The following is a 15,433-nucleotide window of genomic DNA, read 5'->3' as shown; positions in this document are numbered from 1 at the left end:
GACGGAAGGGATGCACGTGACTCACCCCCACCCCAGGAGATCGGTCCTGCTGACAGCCGCGGCCGCGTTAGCTGTCTCCGGGCCTCTCATATCCGCCCCGACCGCCTCGGCCGCCACCCCCACGGTGGCCGAGGTCTCCCCCCACGCCGCCCAGACCATCGACAACATCGGTGCCTCCGGCGCTTGGTGGGTCAACGACCTGAAGAACTTCGACCCGAAGGTCCAGGCGAAGGTGGCCAAGCTGCTGTTCTCCTCCAGCGGCCTCGACCTCAGCAACTACCGCTACAACATCGGCGGCGGCGGTACGGCGGTCACCACCCCGTCCCGCGCCCCCGAGGACTTCCGAGACGACGACGGAACGTACGACTGGAGCAAGGACAAGGGCGGCCGCACCTTCCTCTCCTACGCGGCGAAGTACGGCGTCGAGAACCTGGTCGCGTTCGTGAACAGCGCGCCCGCCGAGTGGAAGACCAACGCCAAGAGCTGCGGCGGTTATCTGAAGGCGGAGAACGAGCAGGACTTCGCGAAGTACGTAGCGGACGTCACCGACCACTTCGCCAGGCTGGGCCAGAAGTTCGACTACATCAGCCCCTTCAACGAGCCGACCAACAGCTTCGACAGCTGCGGCCAGGAGGGCATGCTGGTCAACGTCGACCAGCGCGACGACATCGTGCGCGCGCTGGGTGCCGAGCAGGACGCGCGCCGCCAGAAGACCGGCATCATCGCCGACGAGTCGACCAGCACGGTCAAGTTCAACGAGGAGGTCCCGCAGTGGATCTCCCAGCCCGGCACGGCCCAGTACGTCGACAAGCTGGCCCACCACACCTACGACAACCCCAGTGACGCGAACCGCGCCAGGGTCTACGAGACCTCCAAGGCGGCCGGCATCGAATCCTGGTCGACCGAGATCTGCTGCTTCGGCAACGGCGGCACGGGCTGGGCGCAGGAGTACGACCCGACCATCGACGGCGGTCTGAATCTGTCGCGGATCATCTACAAGGACTTCGCGACCGCGCACGACTCGGCGTTCCACTGGTGGGTCGCCCTGTCGGAGATGATCGGCAGCGACCCGTACGCGAAGAACGGCGACGGCTGGAACGACGGGCTGATCTACTACGACCCGAACTACGCCACCAACGGCAACCAGACCCTGTACTACACCAAGCGGTACTACGCGCTCGGCCAGTACAGCAAGTTCGTCAAGCCGGGCTCGGTCGCGCACAACGTGACCGGTCTGCCGGACGGTGTCGAGGCGTCGACGTACGAACGGGACGGCAAGTGGGTGGTCGTGGTCAACAACCACAACACCACCGAGACGGCCCTCGACCTGCACTTCAACAGCAGGACGCCGGTGCGGGCGAGCAAGGCGGTGCGCACGTCGGCGGACGAGAACTGGGCGAACGTCGCCAAGCCGTCCGTCAAGGGCGGCACGGTCTCCGCGTCGCTTCCGGGCCGCTCGATCACGACGTACGTCCTCGACCAGAAGAGCCACGCCCCGAGTTCGACGATCACCGGTGCCTGGCAGGGCAAGCAGTCCGGCAAGTGCCTGACGGCGGACGCCTCGGGCGCGGTGATCGGTGCCTGCACGGGCGGGGCCGAGCAGGCGTGGTCGTACGACGCGAAGGGCCGGCTGAAGGGCGCGAACGGCTTCCTGACGGCGGGGAGTTCGGGACTGGTGGCGGCGCCCTCGGCCACCCGTGACGCCTCGCAGCAGTGGCTGCTGAACTCCAACGGCCAGGTCGTGAACGAGGGTTCAGGAAAGTGCCTGGACGTCGGCGGTCAGGCGACCGCGGACGGCAGCAAGGTAAGCATGTACAGCTGCAACGGAGGGGCCAACCAGGCCTGGTTCCGCCAGTAGTTCCCCGGTGGCGGGCCGCTGGTGCGGCGGCCCGCCACCCCGTGACGTCCGGAATCCCGAACGCTACACAACGCTTCGAACAGACTTCGTCCAACCCCTTGCCGAAGCCTTAGCCGAAGGTTTAGCGTCCCGCACCGCAACCTCATTTGAGCCAACTGGCACTGAGCCGCAGAGCCACAGGCACAGAGCCGCAGCCGTACTCGAGACAAGGACGTCACCATGTCGGCACTGAGCAACACCAACTGGGACCGCCGCAACGTACTGCGGGCCGCGATGGGCCTGGCCGCCGCCGGCGGTCTGGCCGCGTGCGGCGGGAACACCGGCCGCAGCAGCGGGGGGTCGGGCGACGTCCTCACCCAGTACTTCCACGCATACGGCGAGGCGGGCACCGAGCAGGCCATCAAGAAGTACGCGAAGGCCTACAAGGGCGCCAACGTGACCACGCAGTGGATCACCGGCAGCAACTTCGAGAACAAGCTGTTCCCGGCCCTGCTGACCAAGAACGCGCCGGACCTCTTCGAGTTCCACCCGCAGCTCCAGATGGTCGAGAGCGGTCAGGTGGCGGACCTGAGCGACATCATCAACCCGGTCAAGGACGACTTCAACCCGGCCGACATCGCCTCGCACACGGTCGACGGGAAGATATACGGCGTCCGGATGATCGACGACCCGCAGTTCTTCTACTACCGGCCGTCGCTCTTCGAGAAGGCCAAGATCGAGGTTCCGCAGACCCTGGAAGAGCTGATCGAGGCCATCGACAAGCTCACCACGGACAAGGTCAAGGGTGGCTTCCTCGGCAACGACATCACCCCCGTCCAGAACCCGCTGATCTGGTCGGCCGGCGCGAACACGCTCAACGAGAAGAACGAGATCGCCTACCACACGGACGCCGTGGCCGACGGTCTGGCCCAGCTCCGCAAGCTGTTCACGAGCGGCAACCTGCTCCTGGACGCCCCCGCCGACTGGTGGGACCCCTCCGCCTTCACCCAGGGCCTGACCGCGATCCAGTGGTGCGGCATGTGGGCCATGCCCGTGATCCAGAAGGCGCTCGGCGACGACGTCGGCATCTTCCCGTTCCCCAAGGTCGGCTCCGCCGGCAAGGCATCGGTCACCAACGGCGGCTGGTCGATGTTCGTCAACGCCAAGGGCAAGAACGTCGACGCGGCCAAGGAGTACGTCAAGTGGCTGTGGATCGACCAGAAGGAGTACCAGGAGGACTGGGCGCTGTCCTACGGCTTCCACGTCCCGCCGCGCACGTCGATCGCCCAGTCCGCCACCAAGCTCAAGTCGGGTCTGCCTGCCGAGGGCGTCAAGCTCTTCACGGACTACGGGCACTTCGACAACATCGCCTGGACCCAGTCGATGATCACCTCGTTGAACGACGTGATCGCCAACACCGTGCGCAAGAACGGCAGCCCGGAGGCCGCGCTCGACGCCTGTGACAAGAAGGTCAACGCAGAGCTCAAGAAGCTCTTCGGATAGGCAGACGGACGGACCTCGACATGTCGACCACCACCGAGATCGACCTCGCCACCTCCGCCCCGGCCAAGCCTGCGAAGGACAGGCCGCGGCGGAGTCTGCGGGCGAGCAGCACCCTCAACTTCTGGCTCTTCACCGGGCCCTTCCTCATCGGCCTGGTGATCTTCGTCTTCGTGCCGATGGGCTGGAGCATCTACCTCAGCTTCTTCGAGGCACGCTTCACCGTCTCGCCGAGCACGTTCATCGGCTTCGACAACTACACGGCGATCCTGGACAACCCCGATTTCACCGGGTCCCTGGTCACCTTCACCGTCTTCGCCGCGTTCATCGTGCCCACCACATGGGGGCTCTCGCTGGGCCTGGCGTTGCTGGTGCACCGGCTGAGGTTCATGAAGGCGTTCTTCCGCTCGGTGTTCTTCATCCCGACCGCCGTCTCCTACGTCGCCGCCGCGCTCATCTGGAAGATGTCCATCTTCAACGGTGTCCGCTTCGGCCTGGCCAACACGGTCGTCGGCTGGTTCGGCGTCGACAACGTCGCCTGGCTCGCCAACCCCGACCCGCCCTGGTACTGGCTGGTCATCGTGACCCTGCGCCTGTGGCTGCAGGCGGGCTTCTACATGATCCTGTTCCTGGCGGCCCTGCAGAACATCCCGGCGGAGCTGTACGAGGCCGCCGCGATCGACGGCGCCAAGCCGGGGTGGCAGACCTTCCGGTACATCACGCTGCCCCAGCTGCGGGCCACCTCCACCGCGGTGATCCTGCTGCTACTGATCGCCGCCTACCAGGCCTTCGACGAGTTCTGGAACCTCCTCAGCAAGACGACCTGGGGCCAGCCACCCCTCGTGGAGCTGTACAAGACGGCCCTCGGCGAGAGCCAGGACTACGGCCAGGGCAGCGCGGGCGCCGTCATCCTGACCCTGCTCATCCTCGTGATCACCCTGTTCCAGGGGAAGATCATGGGCTTCGGAAGGGGTGAGGAGTCCAAGTGACCACCACCGCACCTGACCTCAGGAAGACCCCCGGCAAGAAGCGCGGGGGGAAGGTCATCGGCAACACCGGTCTGTACATCGCCACCGGTATCGCCGCTCTGCTCTTCCTGGTGCCCTTCTATCTGATCGTCCGCAACGCGCTGATGACGGACCCGGAGATCACGGGCGAGAACTGGAAGTGGTTCCCCACCGACATCCAGTGGGGCAACTTCGCCGAGCCGTTCAACGACGAGACCGTCGACTTCGGCCGGGCCCTGTGGAACTCGTGGGTCGTCGCCATCCTGCACACGACCGGCATCCTGCTGATCTGCTCGCTCGCCGGCTACGGCCTCGCCCGCATCCCGTACAAGCACGCCAACAAGATCTTCTACCTGGTCCTCGTGACCCTGATGATCCCGACGGCCGTCACCTTCGTGCCGAGCTTCGTGCTGGTCTCGTCGCTGGGCTGGGTGGACACCTACCGCGGTCTGATCATTCCGGCCCTGTTCAGTGGTTTCACCTGCTTCCTGTTCCGGCAGTACTTCCTGGGGTTCCCCAAGGAGCTGGAGGAGGCGGCACGCGTGGACGGACTCTCGTACTGGGGAGCGTACTGGCGGGTCGTGGTGCCCAACTCGCTGAACTTCTTCGCGGCCATGGCCACGATCACGTTCATCAGCGGCTGGAACTCCTTCCTGTGGCCCCTGGTCATCGGTCAGGACCCGAGCTCCTGGACCATCCAGGTCGCGCTGTCCTCGTACATGACCAACCAGACCGTCAACTACCACCTGATCTTCGCGGCCACGGCCATTTCCATCCTGCCCCTGCTGTTCGTGTTCCTCTTCCTCCAGCGCTGGCTGGTGCAGGGGATCGCCCAGACCGGCATCAAGGGCTGACACCTTCTTCTCGCTACCTGGAGACCGATGTCTTTGCGCACGACGACGGCCATCGATTACGTCGAGGACGTCTCACCCGGCAGCGGAGCCCTCCCGCCCCGCGCCTGGTACTCGTCCTCGGACGCCACGTCCCTGTCACTGAACGGCAGTTGGCGCCTGCGGGTGTCGGCGACCGCCGACGCCGAGGACGACTCGTTCGCCGAGGAGGGGTACGACGCCGGCGACTGGGCCGAGGTCACGGTCCCCGGGCACTGGGTCCTCCAGGGCGACGGGGCCTTCGGGTCGCCGATCTACACCAACCACCTCTACCCCTTCCCCGTGGACCCCCCGCACGTCCCGACCGAGAACCCCACCGGCGACCACCTGCGGGTCTTCGACCTGCCGGCCGACTGGCCCGCGGACGGCGGCGCGGTGCTGCGCTTCGACGGCGTCGAGTCCTGCGCCCGGGTCTGGCTGAACGGCACGGACATCGGCGAGTTCAAGGGCTCCCGGCTGCCGCACGAGTTCGCGGTCGGCCACCTGCTGAAGCCGGCCGGCAACGTGCTCGCGGTCCGCGTCCACCAGTGGTCGGCGGGCTCGTACCTGGAGGACCAGGACCAGTGGTGGCTGCCCGGCATCTTCCGTGACGTCACCCTGCTGCACCGCCCCGCGGGCAGCGTCCTCGACTTCTTCGTGCACGCCACCTACGACCACGTCAGTGGCGAGGGCACCCTGCGCGTCGACTCCGACGTGGACGGCCGCGTCACCGTGCCGGACCTCGGCATCGACGTGGCGACCGGCGAGTCGGTGACGGTCCCGGTGCGGCCGTGGACGGCTGAGACGCCGTATCTGTACGACGGGGTCCTCACGACCGAGGGCGAGCGGGTGCCGCTGCGCATCGGCTTCCGCACGGTCGTCCTCGAGGACGGCCTGATCAAGGTCAACGGCAAGGCGGTCCTCTTCAAGGGCGTCAACCGGCACGAGTGGCACCCGGAGAAGGGCCGCGCACTCGACCTGGAGACCATGCGCGAGGACGTGCTGCTGATGAAGCGGCACAACCTCAACGCGGTCCGCACCTCGCACTACCCGCCGCACCCGGCCTTCCTGGACCTGTGCGACGAGTACGGCCTGTGGGTCATCGACGAGTGCGACCTGGAGACCCACGGCTTCACCGAGCAGGGCTGGCGCGACAACCCCGTCGACGACGACCGCTGGACCCCGGCCCTCCTGGACCGCGCGGCACGGATGGTCGAGCGGGACAAGAACCACCCGTCGATCGTCTTCTGGTCGCTGGGCAACGAGGCCGGCACCGGCCGCGGTCTGACCGCGATGGCCGAGTGGATCCACGGCCGCGACTCCTCGCGCCTGGTGCACTACGAGGGCGACTGGGACTGCCGGGACACCGACGTGTACTCGCGGATGTACGCCTTCCACGCCGAGGTCGAGAGCATCGGCCAGGGCCTGGACGGGGGAACGCACAAGAGGCGCGAACTCCCCTTCATCCAGTGCGAGTACGGGCACGCCATGGGCAACGGCCCTGGTGGCATCGCCGACTACCAGCGGCTGTTCGAGAAGTACGAGCGGCTGCAGGGCGGCTTCATCTGGGAGTGGATCGACCACGGCATCAAGCATCCCGAGCTGGGCTACGCCTACGGCGGCGACTTCGGCGAGGAGCTGCACGACGGCAACTTCGTCTGCGACGGGCTGGTCTTCCCCGACCGGCGGGCCTCCCCCGGCCTGGTCGAGTACAAGAAGGTCATCGAGCCGGTCCACATCGACGGCGACGGCTCGGGCGGCACCGTACGGGTGACCAACCGGCACGACTTCGCGGATCTGTCCGCGCTGGCCTTCGAGTGGTCGTACCAGGTGGACGGCGAGACGGTCGAGGCGGGCACGCTGTCGGTGCCGGAGCTGGCGGCCGGCGAGTCTGCCGACGTGAAGCTGCCCGAGCCGCCCGCGGACGCCCGCGGCGCGGAGACCCAGTGGACGGTACGGGCGCTGCTGGCGGCCGACACCTCGTGGGCGCCGAAGGACCATGTCGTCGCCTGGGGCCAGTTCCCGGCCACGGCCCGTCCGCTGCCGTCCGTCGCGCCCACCGACCGCCCGGTGCCCGGCGAGAAGCTGATCACTCTTGGCCCGGCGTCCTTCGACGCCCGTACCGGTGCGCTGAGGACCATCGGCGGGGTGTCGGTCGTGAGCCCGCGCCTCGACGTGTGGCGGGCGACCACCGACAACGACGACGGCGCCGAGTGGCAGACCGACACCCGTTACGGGGTGCTGTGGCGCACGCTGGGCCTGCACCGTATGCAACACCGCCTGGACTCCGTGGAGGTGGGCGAGGACGCGCTGACGGTACGGACCCGGGTGGCGCCCGCGGCCCGCGAGGTGGGCCTGAACACGGTGTACCGCTGGACCTCGGACGGCGACCGGCTGCGGCTGACCGTGTCGGTGGCTCCCGAGGGCGAGTGGACACTGCCGCTGCCCCGGCTGGGCATCCGCCTCGGACTGTCCGAGGCGGACCAGGTGAATTGGTTCGGCGGCGGTCCCGGCGAGGCATACCCCGACACCAAGTCGGCGTCGATCGTCAGCCGTTGGCAGTCGACGGTAGACAATCTTCAGACGCCGTACGTCCGTCCACAGGAGAACGGCGCCCGCGCCGACGTCCGCTGGGCGGAGCTCGGCGGCCTGCGGATCGAGGGTGACCCGGAGTTCTGGTTCACCGCCCGCCGCTGGACGACCGAGCAGCTGGACGCGGCCGCCCACCTCACCGACCTCACGGCCGGCACTGCATCCGACAGCGGCTCCGCCGCGGGGGTGTGGGTCAACCTCGACCACGGTCTGCACGGGATCGGTTCGCAGTCGTGCGGTCCGGGCCCGCTGCCGCAGTACTTCCTGCGGGCCGAGCCGACGGAGTTCTCGTTCGTGTTCTCGGTGATCGGTTGATCCGACTCCGTTAGTCCAACTCCGTGATCGATTAATCCATTGACCGATTGATCGACATTCTGCGACGGTCATGAAGTGCCCGCGGCCGGTCGGCCTCTCCAGCCGACCGGCCGCAACCACGTCCAGAGCAAGGGAGTTGGCAGTGTGAGCGGAAACATCGAGGTCCGCGGTCTGTCCCGCACCTTCCACACCACCGTCCGCCGCCCGGGCCTCACGGGCGCGCTCCGCTCCCTGGTCAACCCGGAGCGGGTCGCCAAGCACGCCGTCGCCGACGTCACCTTCGATGTCGCCCCGGGTGAACTCCTCGCCCTGCTCGGCCCGAACGGCGCGGGCAAGTCCACCACCATCAAGATCCTGACCGGCATCCTCACGCCCACCTCGGGCGAGGCCCGGGTCGCGGGCCTGGTGCCCTATCAGGAGCGTGAGCGCAACGCCCGCAACATCGGCGCGGTGTTCGGTCAGCGCACCCAGTTGTGGTGGGACCTGCCGGTGCGCGAGTCCTTCGCGATCCTCAGGGACATCTACGAGGTGCCGAAGGCCGAACACGCCGCCCGGCTCAAGGAGTTCGACGACCTGCTCGACCTGTCGTCCTTCTGGGACACCAGGGTGCGCCACCTCTCCCTGGGTCAACGTGTCCGCAGCGACCTCGCCGCCGCCCTGCTGCACGACCCTCAGGTCGTCTTCCTGGACGAGCCGACCATCGGCATGGACGTGGTGGTCAAGGAGCAGGTGCGGGAGTTCCTGCGGCACCAGGTCGAACAGCGCGGCCGTACGGTCCTGCTGACCACGCACGACATGACGGAGGTCGAGCGGCTCGCCGAACGGGTCGTCCTGATCAACCACGGCCGGCTCGTCCTGGACGGCAGCCTCGACGAGATCCGCCGCAAGTTCGGCTCGACCTGGCAGGTGCGGGCGACCCTCGCCGACGCGCACGCCGAGGCCGTGCCGCTGCCGGGGATCGCGGTGCTGCGGCACGACGGACCGCAGGTGGTGTTCGGGCCCGACGGCCCCGACGCCCCCACCGTGCACCAGGCGTTGAAGGCGGTCATCGAGCGGTACGAGGTGACCGGCATCGCCATCGACGAGGCGGATCTCGAGGACGTCATGCGGGCCGCCTACGTGCACGCCGAGGTGGCCTGATGGCCGTCCTGCACGCCTGGCGCACCGCCCGCGTCACCCCGCTCGGCGAACTGCACGCCCCGCCCCGGATGACGGCCGTCCTGCTCCGCCTGACCGTGCAGGTCGTGCTGGTGGCGTCCCTGTGGCACGGCCTGTACTCCCACACCGGCACCACCGCCGGACTCGACCGCGACCAGGCGGTGACGTACGCCGTACTGGCCGTACTCGCCTCCCGGCTGCGGGAGTTGGACCAGTACGCGGGCCGGGACACCGTGCTGCAGCACATGCACTTCGGCACGATCGTCTACTGGTACCTGCGCCCGCTGCCGCCCCAGCGCTACCACGCCCTGCGCGCCCTCGGCGAGCAGCTGTACGGCCTCGCGTGGGCGCTCGGCGGATACGCGGTCTGCCTGGCGGCCGGGGTGGTCGAGCCGCCCGCGTCGGCCGCGGTGGCGGGGGTGTTCGCGCTCAGCCTGCTGCTCGGCCAGTTGGTCCTGTACCACGTGATGCTCGTCCTGGACCAGCTGTGCTTCTGGACGGTCCGCAACAACGCGGCGATGCTGATCCTGATCTTCGCGCAGAACCTGTTGTCCGGGGTGTACGCGCCGCTGTGGTTCTTCCCCGACTGGTTCGTGACGCTGAGTGCCTTCCTGCCTTTCCAGGCGACGCTGAGCGTGCCGCTGTCCCTGTACATCGGCCGGATTCCGCTGTCGGACGCGGCCGGCCAGTTGGCGATCCAGGCGGTCTGGGTCGTGCTGCTGGCCCTGTTCACCCGTTTCCTGTGGCGGCGGGCCGCCCTTCGTGTCATGTCCCAAGGAGGTTGATGCCGGTGAACGCCGTCCGGATCGCGTGGCGCGTCACGCTTCTCAACTTTCGTGCGCAGCTGGAGTACCGCACCGAGTTCCTGCTGATGATCGCGATCGGTGCGATCTGGCAGGTGTCGGTGATCGTCTTCGCGACGGTCCTGCTCACCCGGTTCACCGGGATGGGCGGCTGGGACAGCTCGGAGGTGCTGCTGATCCCGGCGACGCGGATGCTGGCGCACGGGCTGTTCGTGCTGGTGCTGGGGCGTTTGCACGGTATCGGCCGGCAGATCCAGGAAGGCCGGATCGACATCTATCTGACGCGTCCCATGCCGGTGCACCGCCAGGTCCAGCTCGCCTTCTTCCCCACCAACGCGATCGGCGACCTGACCGTCGCCGTCGGCCTGATGGTGGGGGCACTCAGCCGCAGCGACCTGGACTGGACCGCGGGCCGGGTCTCGTACCTGATCGCCGCGATCCTCGGCGGCATGCTCCTGGAGGCCGCCCTGTTCACGGCGGTGGCCTCCGCCTCCCTGCGCTTCCCGGCCGCCGACTACTGGGGCCGCTGGCTGGAGGAACTGCTCGGCACCTTCGGCAGCTACCCGCTGAACGTGCTGCCCAGGGCGGTGGGCGGCCTTCTGACGTACGGTCTTCCGCTCGCGTTCGTCGCGTACTTCCCGGCCGCCGTCCTCACCGGGCACGGCCACGACACCGGCGTCCCGTACTGGCTGGCGGCGGCCTCCCCGCTCGTCGGCGTGCTGGCGTATCTGGGGTCGCGGCTGCTGTGGCGGTGGAGCCTCAGGCACTACGCGGGCGTCAACGGATGACCGCCGCCACGCCTTGACGACGGTGGGCACAGGAGACGGCCCGGACCGGGCAGCCGGTCCGGGCCGTGTGTCGTCGGGGTCGGGGTCGGCGCACGAGCGCCAGGGCCGCGACCAGGGCGGAGGCGGCGCGCGGAGATCCCCGGGGGTGACGTGGCGTGGGCAGGACCGGCGGGACCGGGTGCGCGCCACCCCGGTCACGCGGCCCGGTACGCCCGCAGGAACGCCGCCACACCCCGCGTGATCAGCCGCTCCGTCTCCTCCTTGGGCAGCGGGCGCACGCCGTAGTGGGAGGACTGCACGATCTGGTGGGCGGTCAGCGCGGAGAAGTGGACTCCCGCGAGGGCGGCGTCGCCGTGCACGTCGATCAGGCCGGCCGCGGCGAGCCCGGCCATGGCGTCGGCGAGCCCGCGGCCGACCGGCCCCGGACCGGCGTCATGCCAGGCCTGGAGGACCTCGGGCGGCACGTGGTCGGCCTCGGCGTGGATGTGCCGGACGAGCGCGAAGTGGTCCGGGAATTCGGTCATCACGCCGACGAAGGCCCGGGCGAGGGCGACGAGATCGCGTTCCAGATCCTCCGGCCGGGGTGGGCGCTGAGGGTCCAACAGGGCGTGGAGACGGCCGAGTTGGGCGTCCTTGACCTCGCTCGACGTCCAGGTGACGACCGTACGGAAGAGGTCGGCCTTGCCGCCCGGGAAGTGGTTGTAGAGCGTGCGTGTGGACACGCCTACCGCGGCCGCCAGGGCGTCGACCGAGGCGCGTGTGTAGCCCTCGCGGCCGAAGACCGTGCAGGCGGCGCTCGCCATCGCGATCTGCTTCTGCAGCTTGCGGGGCGGGACCTCGCGCCGGGACGTGTCCATCCAGGCCTGGTTGCTGCTGCCCACACTCGCCTCCCACGTGACTTACAACGAGCGTTGCACTTTTTACAACGCTCGTTGTAGCTTACCGGAGAGGGGCGCCGCACCGGGCGACCGCCCCTGTCGAGGAGGGGATACCACCATGTCTGCCACCGAAGCCATGCCCGCGCCCACCGCTCACCAGGACACTCCGCTGCGCGTCGCCGTCGTCGTCGGCAGCGTCCGCGAGGGGCGCGCGGGACGTGCCGTCGCCGACTGGTTCGTCGGGGCCGCGAAGGAAGCGGACGGCCTGGAACTGGACGTCGTCGACCTCGTCGATGTCGAACTGCCGCTGGCGATGTCCGGGTGGGGCCGCACGCCGAGCCCGGCGGCCGCCGCCACGTTGGCCGAGGTCGCGCCACGGCTGGCCGCCGCGGACGCCTTCGTGGTCGTCACGCCCGAGTACAACCACAGCTTCCCCGCCGCCCTGAAGAACTTCATCGACTGGCACCGCGGCCAGTGGCACGCCAAGCCGGTCGGCTTCGTCTCCTACGGCGGGATCTCCGGCGGTCTGCGCGCGGTCGAGCAACTGCGGTTGGTCTTCGCCGAGTTGCACGCCATGACGGTCCGCGACTCGGTCAGCCTGCACGGCCCGTGGTCCGGCCTCACCGAGGACGGCACCCCGCGCGACGCCGCCGTGTGCGAGGGCGCCGCGAAGGGCATGCTCGGCCAGCTGTCCTGGTGGGGGCGGGCGTTGCGGACGGCCCGCGCGACCCGCCCGTACGACGGCTGACGGGGGGCAGGGGGATGACCACCACACCGGCCGTAGAAGCGCCGCCGGAGGACTCCCAGGCCGCCGCGAAGACCCTCCGGCGCACCATCGTCGTCGTGGTCATCGGCTCGGTGATGTCGGTGCTCGACATGACGATCGTCAACGTGGCGCTGCGCAGCCTCTCCGAGGCGTTCCACGCCCCACTGGAGACGGTCCAGTGGACCGCCACCGCGTACACGCTCGCACTCGCGGCCGTCATCCCGACCGCGGCCTGGGCGATGGGCCGCATCGGCGCCAGGCGCACCTATCTGACCGCCCTCGTCCTTTTCACGCTCGGCTCGCTGCTCGCGGCCTTCGCCTGGGACGCGCCCAGCCTGATCGCGTTCCGTGCCGTGCAGGGGCTCGGCGGCGGGCTGTTGATGCCCGTCGGCATGGCGATGGTGATGCGCATTGCCGACCGGGAGCGCCTCGGGCGGTCGATGGCCCTGCTCGGGCTGCCGATCCTGGTCGGCCCGGTGGCCGGGCCGGTGCTCGGAGGCTGGCTGCTCGACGCCGCCTCCTGGCACTGGATCTTCCTCGTCAACCTGCCCGTGGGCGCGGTGGCGTTGCTGCTCGCGGCGAGGTTGCTGCGACCCGACGAGCCCCAGGCCGAGCCGCCCGCCTTGGACGTCGTGGGCCTGCTGACCCTCTCGCCGGGCCTCGCCCTGCTGCTGTTCGGCCTGGCCCGGGGCGGCGAGCGCGGCGACTTCACGTCGTACGGCGCACTCCTGCCGACCCTCGCCGGTGTCGTGCTCGTCGCCGCCTTCGTACGGCGTGCGCTGACCGCCCGTGAACCGCTGCTCGACCTCCGGCTGCTCGGCGACCGCACTTTCGCCGTCGGCATCGGCACGCTCGCGCTGTTCACCTGCGGCTACTTCGGCTCGATGCTCCTCTACCCGGTGTACTGGCAGGAGGTGCGGGGCACGAGCGCGATGGTGACCGGGCTGCTGGGTGCGCCGGTCGGGCTCACCGTCGGCATCACCATGCAGTTCGCCGCGCGCCGCGTCGACAAGGTGTCGCCGCGGCGGCTGATCCCGGCCGGGATCGCGGTAGGCGCGCTCGGCATGGCGCTGACGGCACTCCAGATCGGGGAGTCCGACGTGGCCGCCTGGCGGCTGGTCGGCGCGGGGATGGTCATGGGGGTGGGCTCCGGCATGGTCCTGATGCCGACCATGACGACCGCGAGCCGTGACCTGCCGAGGGACCGCATGGCCGCGGCGAGCACCGCGCTGAGCATCAACTCGCAGGTGTGGGCGTCGGTCGGAACGGCCCTGATCTCCGTGGTCCTCGGCTCGGCCGGCACCGACCCCTCCGGCTTCCGGATCGCGTACACGGTGGCGGCGACCCTGCTCGCCCTGTCACTGCTGCCGGCGTCATTGATGCCGGGGCGGAGGGGGTGAGGGGGCCGACCGGGCGGATCGGGCTGCCCGCCCCGCCTGGTCGGGGCCCGGGGTGGAGCCCCGTGACGGTCACTCGTGGCGCACCGAGTCGGGTGGCGGTTGGGCGAGGCCGGGGTCCGGGGCGGAGCCCCGAGGGACCCTCCGGGCCGCCCGGGCCGGCAATCCGGCGGCACCGGACCGCCGTATCGGCGTGAACAGCGCGGCCACCGCGATCAGTACGCAGAACGCACCGGCGACCAGGCCGACCGGTGCCGTGCCCCGCCGTTCCGCGGCCCAGGTCAGGATGGCCGCGCCGATCGGGGCCGCGGAGTAGTGGAGGGTCCAGAACGCGGAGGTGAGGCGGCCCAGCAGGGGTTCCGGGGTCACCTCCTGACGCAGTGACATGGAGCAGGTGCCCGCGATTCCGCCGCAGGCGAGGAAGGCGGCGCTCAGGGCCGCGACGACCCAGACGTCCCGCGCCCAGCCCAGCCCGGCGAACGCGAGCCCGCACACCGCGACCGCTCCGGTCCAGGTCGGACCGAAACCGAGTCGCCGCCGGATCCGGGCCACCACCAGGGCGCCGGTGATCGTGCCGAGGGCGCCGACGGCCATGACGGTGCCGACCGTGCCGTCGTCGTGGCCGAGGTCGTGCTTGACGTGGTAGATGACGAGGTCGGTCATGCCGAGGGTGAGGAAGCTGAAGACGAACAGCAGGGCGGTCAGCGAGCGCAGTACCGGATGGCCGTAGAGGAAGGACACCCCGGCCCGCAGGTCCTGCCACAGGCTGCCCTTCCTCGCCGGGCCGCCCTCGTCCCCGGCGCGCGCGGCGAACCGTACGAAGAGCATGCAGGCGGCCGACACTCCGAAGCTGGCCGCGTCCACGCCCACCGCGGCGGCCGGACCGGTCCACGCGGCCACCAGGCCCGCGCACAGTGGGCCGAGTACGCCCGCCGCCGCGGCGGTAGCGTTCAGCCGGCCGTTGGCCTCGGTGAGCCGCTCGGTGCCGACCAGGCTGCGGACGACGGTGACGTAGCCGACGGCGAACAGCATGCCGACGGCCTCGCACAGCGGCAGGACGGCGTACAGCAGCCAGACCTGCGGGCCGAACAGCCACACCAGCGGAATCACGCCGTACAGCACCATGCGCACCAGGTCGCAGACGATGAGCAGCCGTCGCCGGTCCACCCGGTCCACCAGGGCCCCGGCGAAGACGGCCGCCAGCACCGAAGCGGCTCCCCCCACCGCCGTGAGCAGGCCCATCCGGGCGAGGGAGCCGGTCGCCTGGAGGACCAGCAGGGGCAGAGCGATCAGGGCGAAGGAGTCACCGAGGACGGAGAGAGTCTGCGCGGCCCAGAAGATCCCGAAGTCCCGTTGCCGCCACAGGGGACGGCCGTTGGGAGACCGCTGATCGGTGCGTCGTACACCCCGACCCGGGCCGCCCGATCCCACCTCGCGCTGCGCCTCGTACGCCAAGCGGCCCCTCCCCCTCGTCCTGGACCCGGCAACCTTACGGCTGCCCTGCGGCGCCCCGCACATGAATA

The 15,433-nt window shown here is 69.6% G+C and carries 12 protein-coding genes; 10 read left to right on the top strand and 2 right to left on the bottom strand.

Annotation, left to right across the window (positions count from 1 at the left end; genetic code table 11):
• Positions 1-10: 10 nt before the first annotated feature.
• The 8 genes from ACFYO2_RS13440 (at position 11) to ACFYO2_RS13405 (ending at position 10,869) form a co-directional block, all read left to right on the top strand.
• Positions 11-1,858, top strand: a complete 1,848-nt coding sequence (locus ACFYO2_RS13440) for a glycoside hydrolase (protein WP_388348008.1) — start codon at positions 11-13, stop codon at positions 1,856-1,858.
• A 219-nt stretch (positions 1,859-2,077) separates the two neighbouring features.
• The gene (locus ACFYO2_RS13435; protein ID WP_388348006.1) at positions 2,078-3,340 is read left to right on the top strand and encodes an ABC transporter substrate-binding protein; all 1,263 of its coding nucleotides are present in this window, start codon (positions 2,078-2,080) and stop codon (positions 3,338-3,340) included.
• Between the two features lie 20 nt (positions 3,341-3,360).
• Entirely contained in the window at positions 3,361-4,326 is a 966-nt protein-coding gene (locus tag ACFYO2_RS13430) for a carbohydrate ABC transporter permease (protein ID WP_388348004.1), read from the top strand.
• Complete coding sequence (locus ACFYO2_RS13425; protein WP_388348002.1) at positions 4,323-5,198, top strand: carbohydrate ABC transporter permease; 876 nt, start codon at positions 4,323-4,325, stop codon at positions 5,196-5,198. The genes ACFYO2_RS13430 and ACFYO2_RS13425 overlap by 4 nt, the downstream gene beginning before the upstream one ends.
• A gap of 27 nt (positions 5,199-5,225) precedes the next feature.
• On the top strand, positions 5,226-8,120 hold the full coding sequence (locus ACFYO2_RS13420; protein ID WP_388348000.1) for a glycoside hydrolase family 2 TIM barrel-domain containing protein: 2,895 nt from the start codon (positions 5,226-5,228) through the stop codon (positions 8,118-8,120).
• A 144-nt stretch (positions 8,121-8,264) separates the two neighbouring features.
• The gene (locus ACFYO2_RS13415) at positions 8,265-9,260 is read left to right on the top strand and encodes an ATP-binding cassette domain-containing protein (RefSeq protein WP_388347998.1); all 996 of its coding nucleotides are present in this window, start codon (positions 8,265-8,267) and stop codon (positions 9,258-9,260) included.
• Positions 9,260-10,063 (top strand): ABC transporter permease, encoded by an 804-nt coding sequence (locus ACFYO2_RS13410; protein ID WP_388347996.1) that lies wholly within the window; start codon positions 9,260-9,262, stop codon positions 10,061-10,063. Before ACFYO2_RS13415 ends, ACFYO2_RS13410 begins: the two co-directional genes overlap by 1 nt.
• Positions 10,063-10,869, top strand: a complete 807-nt coding sequence (locus ACFYO2_RS13405; protein WP_388347994.1) for an ABC transporter permease — start codon at positions 10,063-10,065, stop codon at positions 10,867-10,869. The genes ACFYO2_RS13410 and ACFYO2_RS13405 overlap by 1 nt, the downstream gene beginning before the upstream one ends.
• A 194-nt stretch (positions 10,870-11,063) precedes the next feature.
• Here the strand turns inward: ACFYO2_RS13405 and ACFYO2_RS13400 are convergent, their stop codons facing one another.
• Positions 11,064-11,750 (bottom strand): TetR/AcrR family transcriptional regulator, encoded by a 687-nt coding sequence (locus ACFYO2_RS13400; protein ID WP_388347992.1) that lies wholly within the window; start codon positions 11,748-11,750, stop codon positions 11,064-11,066.
• A gap of 115 nt (positions 11,751-11,865) precedes the next feature.
• Between ACFYO2_RS13400 and ACFYO2_RS13395 the strand changes: the two genes are divergently transcribed.
• Complete coding sequence (locus ACFYO2_RS13395; RefSeq protein WP_388347990.1) at positions 11,866-12,495, top strand: NADPH-dependent FMN reductase; 630 nt, start codon at positions 11,866-11,868, stop codon at positions 12,493-12,495.
• Positions 12,496-12,509: 14 nt separating this feature from the next.
• A complete protein-coding gene (locus tag ACFYO2_RS13390) occupies positions 12,510-13,913 on the top strand; it encodes a DHA2 family efflux MFS transporter permease subunit (RefSeq protein ID WP_388347988.1) in 1,404 nt (467 codons plus the stop codon).
• Positions 13,914-13,982: 69 nt separating this feature from the next.
• On the opposite strand, the gene ACFYO2_RS13385 is transcribed toward ACFYO2_RS13390, so the two are convergent.
• Positions 13,983-15,341, bottom strand: a complete 1,359-nt coding sequence (locus ACFYO2_RS13385) for an MFS transporter (RefSeq protein WP_388348600.1) — start codon at positions 15,339-15,341, stop codon at positions 13,983-13,985.
• Between the last annotated feature and the right edge of the window lie 92 nt (positions 15,342-15,433).

It is taken from the genome of Streptomyces sp. NPDC006602, assembly GCF_042870385.1.
Lineage (GTDB): Bacteria > Actinomycetota > Actinomycetes > Streptomycetales > Streptomycetaceae > Streptomyces.
The sequence above is the reverse complement of the archived record's forward strand: the minus strand, read 5'-3'. Positions and strand labels throughout refer to the sequence as shown.